The organism is Rhodococcus sp. EPR-147 (assembly GCF_001647185.1).
Taxonomy (GTDB): domain Bacteria; phylum Actinomycetota; class Actinomycetes; order Mycobacteriales; family Mycobacteriaceae; genus Rhodococcoides.
The window spans coordinates 1-8,183 of the sequence record NZ_LVCU01000298.1 but is presented as its reverse complement, the minus strand read 5'-3'; the positions used below and the strand labels follow the sequence as shown (position 1 = coordinate 8,183).

Annotated in this window: 9 protein-coding genes; 6 read left to right on the top strand and 3 right to left on the bottom strand. The window is 66.4% G+C overall.

All coding sequences use genetic code 11. From position 1 onward, the window contains the following. Positions 1–115: 115 nt before the first annotated feature. The gene (locus tag A2J02_RS14215) at positions 116–1,057 is read left to right on the top strand and encodes a DUF4333 domain-containing protein (protein ID WP_068050767.1); all 942 of its coding nucleotides are present in this window, start codon (positions 116–118) and stop codon (positions 1,055–1,057) included. A gap of 19 nt (positions 1,058–1,076) precedes the next feature. Here the strand turns inward: A2J02_RS14215 and A2J02_RS14210 are convergent, their stop codons facing one another. Next, positions 1,077–2,054 carry a 5'-3' exonuclease gene (locus A2J02_RS14210; RefSeq protein ID WP_068050770.1) on the bottom strand — a complete coding sequence of 326 codons (978 nt, stop codon included), beginning with the start codon at positions 2,052–2,054 and terminating at the stop codon, positions 1,077–1,079. Between the two features lie 27 nt (positions 2,055–2,081). On the opposite strand from A2J02_RS14210, the gene A2J02_RS14205 reads away from it, so the two are divergent. Together A2J02_RS14205 and A2J02_RS14200 are read left to right on the top strand one after the other, a co-directional pair. Then, positions 2,082–3,224: a M24 family metallopeptidase gene (locus tag A2J02_RS14205; protein ID WP_068050766.1), complete on the top strand. Its 1,143-nt coding sequence runs from the start codon at positions 2,082–2,084 to the stop codon at positions 3,222–3,224. Next, on the top strand, positions 3,221–3,817 hold the full coding sequence (locus tag A2J02_RS14200) for a nucleotidyltransferase family protein (RefSeq protein ID WP_068050765.1): 597 nt from the start codon (positions 3,221–3,223) through the stop codon (positions 3,815–3,817). Before A2J02_RS14205 ends, A2J02_RS14200 begins: the two co-directional genes overlap by 4 nt. On the opposite strand, the gene A2J02_RS28715 is transcribed toward A2J02_RS14200, so the two are convergent. Then, positions 3,814–4,227, bottom strand: a complete 414-nt coding sequence (locus A2J02_RS28715) for a TIGR03618 family F420-dependent PPOX class oxidoreductase (protein ID WP_068050764.1) — start codon at positions 4,225–4,227, stop codon at positions 3,814–3,816. The genes A2J02_RS14200 and A2J02_RS28715 overlap by 4 nt on opposite strands. A 45-nt stretch (positions 4,228–4,272) precedes the next feature. On the opposite strand from A2J02_RS28715, the gene A2J02_RS28710 reads away from it, so the two are divergent. The 3 genes from A2J02_RS28710 to A2J02_RS14180 are packed head-to-tail and all read left to right on the top strand — an operon-like array spanning position 4,273 to position 6,988. After that, positions 4,273–5,031: an SDR family NAD(P)-dependent oxidoreductase gene (locus tag A2J02_RS28710; protein WP_068050763.1), complete on the top strand. Its 759-nt coding sequence runs from the start codon at positions 4,273–4,275 to the stop codon at positions 5,029–5,031. Beyond that, positions 5,031–6,260 carry a bifunctional cobalt-precorrin-7 (C(5))-methyltransferase/cobalt-precorrin-6B (C(15))-methyltransferase gene (locus A2J02_RS14185; protein ID WP_068050769.1) on the top strand — a complete coding sequence of 410 codons (1,230 nt, stop codon included), beginning with the start codon at positions 5,031–5,033 and terminating at the stop codon, positions 6,258–6,260. Before A2J02_RS28710 ends, A2J02_RS14185 begins: the two co-directional genes overlap by 1 nt. After that, a complete protein-coding gene (locus tag A2J02_RS14180) occupies positions 6,239–6,988 on the top strand; it encodes a cobalt-precorrin-6A reductase (RefSeq protein WP_068050762.1) in 750 nt (249 codons plus the stop codon). Before A2J02_RS14185 ends, A2J02_RS14180 begins: the two co-directional genes overlap by 22 nt. Here the strand turns inward: A2J02_RS14180 and cobJ are convergent. Then, a partial coding sequence (gene cobJ, locus A2J02_RS14175; RefSeq protein WP_068050768.1) for a precorrin-3B C(17)-methyltransferase occupies positions 6,985–8,183 on the bottom strand: 1,199 nt, incomplete at its 5' end. The two genes, A2J02_RS14180 and cobJ, sit on opposite strands and share 4 nt — an antisense overlap.

The window sequence follows — 8,183 nt, the reverse complement described above, 5'->3', positions numbered from 1 at the left end:
GTCGCCGTAGATGCCGCATGACAGCGCCGAATCGGACTGCCGGGTCGGTACAGCGGAGAGTCGTACGGGCGGGTTACTGTACCCCCGACGAATCCGAATTTTCAGTGGAGGCGAGATGAGCGGCCCATACGGTCCGACCGATCCGGACAACAGCTGGTCGCGCACGCCCGATCAGCAGGACGGTGCCGCGAACGACACACCGGACACGCAGCCTGCTCCTTCCGCCGAGTCACAGACTCCGACGCCGTCGGCGTGGGGTCAGTACGGACAGCCGCAGGCCACGCCGTACGGCGAACCCGGTCAGAGCTACGGGCAGAGCCCGCAACAACCCGGCGGCCAATACCCGCAGGGCCAGTACCCGCACGGGCAATATCCTCAGGGTCAGTACCCACAGGGCCAGTCCCCCCAGGCCCAGTACCCCCAAGGTCAGTACCCACCTGCCGGCTATCCGCAGGGGCAGTACCCCTCGGCCCCGAATGCACAGGGCGGCTACCCCCAGGGACAGAACCCCACCGCGCACTACCCCGCCGGTCAGCAGTACGGCGCGCCTGCATCGGGCGATTCGGCGTACCAGAATCCTTACGCACCACAGCAATTCGGTGGTGGGCAATACGGGCCGGGTCCGTACGGCCAGCAACCACAGCAGCCATGGAGTCCCAACCAGCAGTATCCCAACCAGCAGTATCCGAACCAGCAGTATCCGAATCAGCAGGGGCCGAATCAGCAGGGGCCAGGGCAGGCCGGGGCTCGATCGAAGAAGCCCCTGATCATCGCGGGTGCCGTCGTCGCAGTGCTCGCAGTGATCGCTGTGGTGTCGTTCTTCGCTTTCGGTCGAACGACCACCCTCGATACCGCGGCGGCCGAGGAAGGTGTTCGCACGGTCGTCACCGAGTCCTACGGTGCGTCCGACGTCTCCGGTGTGTCCTGTCCTCAGGACATCGAGGTCGTGGCCCAGACCAGTGTCGAGTGCACCCTGACCGTGGACGGTGCGTTCAAGACCGTGACTCTGACCTTCCTCGACGACGACGCCAACTACGAAGTCTCCCTGCCCGAGTAGACCCGCTGAGGTCACGCGATCAGGTCGTCGACGCCGTGGCCGCCATCGCAGCGACGAGGCGGGCCACGGCGTTCTCGATGCCGAGAGTCTCGGCGAGCGAGTTCAGGGCAGAGACATCGGCGGGCTCGGCGGGAATCTCGTCCGACTTCGACAGGACGACATCGGCGTCGGTGACGACTCGGACAACCGGCAGCGCCGCGTCCAGGTAGTCGCTCGCATTGGCCAGCTTCGCCCGGATGCCTTTGGCCATGTCCGACGACGGGTCGAGTGCCGCAGCGCGCAACGCTTCAACGGATTCGTACTGCATCATCAGCGTCGACGCTGTCTTCTCCCCGATGCCCTTCACTCCGGGCAGACCGTCCGAGGCATCGCCGCGCAGCAAGGCGAGTTCCGCATACGCCGCACCCGCACGATGGAGCGGCACCCCGTAACGCTCGGAAACCATTGCGGGATCGAACAGTTCGGCTTTCGCCAGGCCGCGTCCCACGTACAGAACGCGCACCTCGTTCGGCTCGTCGGCGGCAACTTGAAGCAGGTCTCTGTCTCCGCTGACCACGACCACCGGGTCCTGACGCTCGCGCGCGGCCAAGGTTCCCAGTACGTCGTCGGCTTCGAGACCGTCTGCGCCTGCGGTCGCGATCCCCAGTGCGGCGAGCACATCCATGATCATGTCCACCTGTGGTGTCAGTGTCTCCGGCACCTCTTCGCTCTCGGCGACCTCCGGCGCCGCCTCGGCAACACGATGCGCCTTGTAGGACGGCACGAGATCGACGCGGAACTGTGGCCGCCAGTCGAGATCGAGGCACACTGCCAGTCGGCCGGGTTCGGTGCGCGTGATCAACGCCGAGATCATGTCGAGGAAGCCGCGGACGGCATTGACGGGTCGACCGTCGGGGGCCGTAATCGACTCGGGCAGTGCGTAGTAGGCCCTGAACCACAGGCTCGCGCCGTCGAGGAGCAACAGTGGCGACTTTCCGGGGGCGGTCATGGGGCTCATCTTGCCGTACGGCACTAGCCTGGAGGCATGAGTGTCGATTCTTCGGTCAGTTCCTCACGTTTCTCCAGCGATGTCTACGCGTCCAGGCTCGCCCGCGCGGCTCGCCTGACGTCGGATGCAGGCCTGGATGCCCTGCTGATCACCCCGGGGCCGGATCTGCAGTACCTGATCGGGTCGAAGGCCAGCTCGTTCGAGCGGCTCATCGCGCTGGTCGTTCCGGCGGACGGCAGCACCCCCACGGTCGTCGTTCCGCGGCTCGAGCTCGCCGCACTGGGCGACTCCGCAGCGCAGGAACTGTCTCTGACTCTCGTCGACTGGGTCGACGGTGTGGATCCGTACGCACTGGTGGCAGCAGCGGTTCCCGGCGGAGCGAGAACAGCCGTTGCCGACGCCATGCCCGCCCTGCATTTCGTGCCGCTGGCGGGTGTCTTCGGCACGATCCCGGTTCTGGCCACCGACGTGCTTCGCGAACTCCGAATGGTCAAGGATGCGGCCGAGATCGACGCGTTGCGGCGAGCCGGGTATGCCATCGATCGCGTGCACGCCCGGATGGGCGAATGGCTTCGGGTGGGCCGAACGGAAGCGCAGATCGCCGCGGACATCGCTGCCGCGATCGTCGAAGAAGGCCACACTGCACCGGAATTCATCATCGTCGGTTCCGGGCCCCACGGTGCCGATCCACACCACGAGGTATCCGATCGAGTCGTCGAGGCAGGAGACATCGTGGTGATCGACATCGGCGGACCCGTCGCACCGGGATACAACTCCGACTCGACCCGCACCTACAGTCTCGGCGAACCGTCGGCGGAGATCGCCGAGCAGTACGCGGTACTCGAGCGGGCGCAGCAGGCGGCTGTCGACGCGGTGGTGCCCGGTGTCACGGCGCAGTCCATCGATGCGGCGGCTCGCGACGTCCTGGTCGACGCCGGTCTCGGCGAGGCGTTCCTGCACCGCACCGGTCACGGGATCGGCCTGTCGGTGCACGAGGAGCCGTACATCGTTGCGGGCAACGACATCACGCTGACCGAAGGGATGGCGTTCAGCATCGAGCCGGGAATCTATTTCCGCGGGCAGTGGGGTGCACGCATCGAGGACATCGTCGTGGTCACCGCTGACGGGTGCGAATCGGTCAACCTCAGGCCTCACGCTCTGGCCGTCCTGCCGGTGTGACGCGTCCGGGCGACGACGAGTTCGTCTCGGTCGTCAGGTCCAATCCGGCCGTCGCCGAAATACTGGGGCGCGCGCCGCAACTCGGGCTTCCCGGGTGGTATCTGACGGCAGGTGGCCTCTTCCAGACGGTCTGGAACCACCTGGACGGCCGGGACCTTCGTACCGGCATCCGGGACTACGACTTCTTCTACTTCGACGACTCCGATCTGTCCTACGACGCGGAGAACGAGGTCATCGAGCGCGCGGCCACGGTGTTCGACGACCTCGGGGTGGACGTCGAAGTGCGCAACGAGGCGCGCGTACACCTGTGGTACGAACAGCATTTCGGCACTCCGATCGCGCCGTACCGAAGCACCGAGGATGCGATCGATCATTTCGTGTCCACCACGTGCTGCTTCGGCATCACCACCGACCAGGGCGGAACCGATGTCGTGTACGCACCGCACGGATTCGACGATCTCTTCGGGGGAATCGTGCGGCCGAACCCGCGGCTGCCGATGCGACACGTGTACGAGGCCAAGGCTGCCCGATGGACGACGGAGTGGCCGAACCTGACGGTTCTGCCGTGGCCGACGGGGCCGACGACGCGTTAGCGGTTCAGCAGAGAACGGCTACCCAATACACGCTGCACCTGTATCTCGATGACGACTCGGGTCGGGTTCTCTCTGGGTACGCGATAGCGCTGCGCATAGCGGTTCTCCGCATCGACGACCGATTCACGGTCGTTCCGGACCGACGCAGGCCCTTCCAACGTCAGCCAGCGGGCACCGTCGATCTGAGTGACGGCGGCGTAGGCACCGCGACCGGCGTTGATCGCCTTCTGCGACACATCGTTGGTGATGACCCGAGCACACCGGGCCTCGGCGTCGTAGGTGAAGCCGACGGCGACGACGTGCGGGGTTCCGTCGGGTCGCAGTGTCGTCAGAGTGGCCAGGTGTCGCTCGGCAAGGAACTCGAATGCGTCGTCGGCGAGGGCAGTCGCGTCTGCGGGGATGGCGGCCATGCCCCGACTGTAGTGAATGCGATTTCATCGGCAAGACTGGTCGTCGTGAGCAGACGAGCAGAACCCGCGGCCGGAACGCTGTTGCTGTTGGGCGGGCGCAGCGAGATCGGACTCGAGGTCACCACCCGACTCGCTTCGGGGCGAACCGTCGTACTGGCAGCTCGGCGCAGTACCGACCTCGATGCTCAGCAACGACGAGTGGAGCAGGCAGGCGCGGACGCCGTTCACACCGTCGAGTTCGACGCGAACGAGATGGACACTCACGCCGAGCTCCTGAGCCGGGTGGCCGAGCGATACGGCCCGATCGGGATCGTGGTGCTGGCGTTCGGGATCCTCGGTGATCAAACGCGCGCCGAGGACGACGCGCAGCACGCTCTCGACGTCATCACCACCGACTTCCTGGCTCAGGTCTCGGTGCTGACGCACGCATCGAAGATCCTCCGAGCACAGGGGAGCGGCGACCTGGTCGTGTTCTCGTCGGTCGCGGGGGTTCGAGTGCGACGCGCCAACTACGTGTACGGAGCCGCGAAGGCCGGTCTCGACGGGTTCGCCAGCGGACTGTGCGACTCACTGCACGGCAGCGGAGTGCACCTCCTGCTCGTTCGTCCCGGATTCGTCATCGGTTCGATGACCGAGGGGATGACCCCGGCACCCATGTCGAGTACGCCGGATCAGGTGGCCGACGGCGTCGTCGCTGCGCTGCGCACGCGTCGGGCCACCGTGTGGATCCCCGGCACACTGCGACCGGTGTTCTTCGCCATGCGTCTACTGCCGCAGTGGCTCTGGCGCAGGATGCCGCGCTGATGGTGGCACCCGTGCTCACTCCGATCGTGGTCGTGGGAATCGGTGCGGACGGCTGGGACGGACTGCCTCTCGCGTCGCGCAGGGCCGTCGAGCAAGCAGATGTGGTGTTCGGCTCCGCGCGCCAGGTCGCTGGAGTACAGGAGCACTGCAGCGAGACCAGGACATGGCCCAGTCCGTTGGTGCCGAATCTGCGGCCGATGATCGACGCCTGCACGGGTTCTCGCGTGTGCGTGCTGGCCAGCGGCGATCCGATGTTCCACGGCATCGGGGTGACGTTGGCGCGGGAGTTCGGTGCCGATCGCTTGCGGGTGTACCCGGCCCCGTCCTCGGTCTCACTGGCGTGCGCTCGCTTGGGCTGGGCGCTGCACCACACCACGACGGTGTCGCTGGTGAACAGCCCGGCCGAGACCGTGTTGCCCGAACTGGCCGACGGCCGCCGGATACTGGTGTTGAGCCGGGGCAGCAGCACTCCAGGTGAGATCGCGGTGGTGTTGTCCGCCAACGGTTTCGGCGCGAGCGAGATGACGGTCCTCGAGCAGCTAGGCGGACCGGCCGAGCGGGTCGCCCGCGGGATCGCCGAAGAGTCGACGTTCGAAGGCGTCGATCCACTCAATGTGGTTGCACTGCTGTGCGTCCGGGATCCCGACGCTGCCCGCCACACCCGCATTCCAGGCCTGGCCGATTCCGCGTACACCGGAGACGGTCAGATGACCAAGCGGGAGGTTCGCGCACTGACGCTCAGCGCGTTGGCACCGGCGCCAGGAGAGCTGTTGTGGGACATCGGGGGCGGATCGGGAACCATCGCCATCGAATGGTTGCGGACCGACGAATCCTGTCGTGCAGTGACGTTCGAGAGTTCGCAGGTGCGCCGTGTGCAGATCGGGAGGAACGCGTTGCACCTGGGTGTTCCGAGCCTCGTGGTGTACGGCGGCGCCCCGGAGAGTTTCACGGCGGTCTCGAACGCAGACGCTGTTCCCGACGCAGTGTTCATCGGTGGTGGGTTGACCGGTGCCGACATGCTCGAGGCCTGTTGGGAGGCGGTGCGCACCGGCGGGCGAGTGGTCGCGAATTCGGTGACGGCCGAATCGGATTCGTTGTTGCTGACCGCCGCGGCGAAGTACGGCGGCGAGCTCCGCAGGTTCCAGATCTATCGCGGCGAACCGCTCGGCACGTTCACGACGTGGAGACCGCAGCTGCCGGTCACACAATGGAGTGCGACCAAACGGTGAAGGTCCTGATTCTCAGTGGTACGACGGAGTCGAGGGCACTCGCGGCCGCTCTGGACACTGTGCAGGGGATCGAGACGATCACCTCGCTGGCCGGCCGGGTCGCCGAGCCGATGTTGCCCGTCGGCGAGACTCGAATCGGCGGATTCGGAGGTCCGGATGCCCTTGCAGTGTGGTTGCGAGACAACGCAATCGACGTGGTGGTGGACGCGACGCACCCGTTCGCCTCCACCATCGCCGCACACGCCGAGCAGGCCACTCGGGCAACATCGGTCGCGCTCCTGGTGCTGACGCGGCCACCGTGGACCGCGGGCGAGGGTGATCGATGGACCTCGGTTGCCTCACTGCCCGACGCGGCGTCGGCGATCGCCCCCGGCAGCCGGGTGTTCCTCACGACAGGCAGGCAAGGTGTTCACCATTTCTCGAGTGTCGATCACTCGTGGTTTCTGGTCCGGGCGATCGACCCTCCGACCGGTCCGGTGCCGCCGCACATGACGCTGCAACTCAGCCGTGGCCCTTTCGACATCGACCACGAGTCGATGATGCTGGCAGAGAACCGAATAGACCTGCTGATCACCAAGAACAGCGGCGGCGACATGACGCGAGCCAAGCTCGATGCCGCCCGAGCGGCATCGATTCCGGTGATAGTGGTCGACCGTCCCACGCGAACCGGCTCGGCACCGACGGTGTTCGACGTCGCAGCCGCCGTGGACTGGTTGACGGATCGCTAAGAACTGCCTGCCGACGGATAACGCCTGGAGGTGAACACCTTCGGCCCGCTTCCCGTCTCGACCACCGTCGTCATCGACGATCCGATGATGAGCAGGCATCGCATGTCGATCGACTCGGGGTCGAGTTCGCCCAGCGCCACGGTGCGAACGGATTCCTGCGGGCTGCCCACCGCGCGTCCGATGACCACGGGGGTCTGTGGCGAACGATGCTCGAGCAGAATCTCTTTCGTTGCCGCAACCTGCCAGGTCCGCGACTTCGAAGCGGGGTTGTAGATCGCGATCGCCATATCGGCTCCGGCGACCGCCGAGAGCCGCGCTGCGACGACGTTCCAGGGCTTGAGGCGGTCGGACAGAGAGATGACGGCGTAGTCGTGTCCGAGTGGTGCGCCCACCCGACTGGCGACGGCGTTGGCTGCCGTCATCCCGGGCACCACCCGCACCGGGACCGAGCTCCACTGCTCCTCGGCCGCGACCTCGATGACCGCGGTTGCCATCGCGAACACACCGGGATCGCCCGAGGAGACCACGGCGACGCGGTGACCCTGTTTGGCGAGATCGAGAGCGAACGCCGCACGTTCCGACTCGACCTTGTTGTCGCTCGCGTGCCGGATCTGACCGGGGCGCTGCGGTACCCGATCGATGTAGGTGACATAGCCGACCAGATCGGTGGCGGCGGCGAGTTCGGCGCGCACTTCGTCCGTCGTCCATGCGTCGTCCCCGGGTCCGAGGCCGACGACCACCACTTCACCGGCGCAAGTACGTGTTTCGGTTCGATTCGAGGGACTCGGTACGACGATCATCGAGAAGTAGGGAACGTTGTCTGCGTCGACGGCGTCGAGCACCCGTTGCTCGGATGTGCTGGCCCGTTCCACGTAGCGCGCTTCACTCAGCCGACCGGAACGTTCCAGGGCCTCGAGCACCGTCGGGTAGGTCCGGCCCAGTTTCATGATGACGGCCGCGTCGGTGCCGCGCAGTCGCCGAGTGAGCTCGTCTGCCGGGAGCGTGCCGGGCAACACGGTGAACACCTCGTCGCGCTCCACGAGCGGGGTGGCCAACGCAGCCGACGCGGCACTGACCGAGGTCACGCCCGGCACGATCTCGACCTCGAAGCGGTCGGCCAACCGCTTGTGCATGTGCATGTAGGAGCTGTAGAACAGCGGATCACCCTCGGCGAGAAGCACTACGGAGCGTCCCG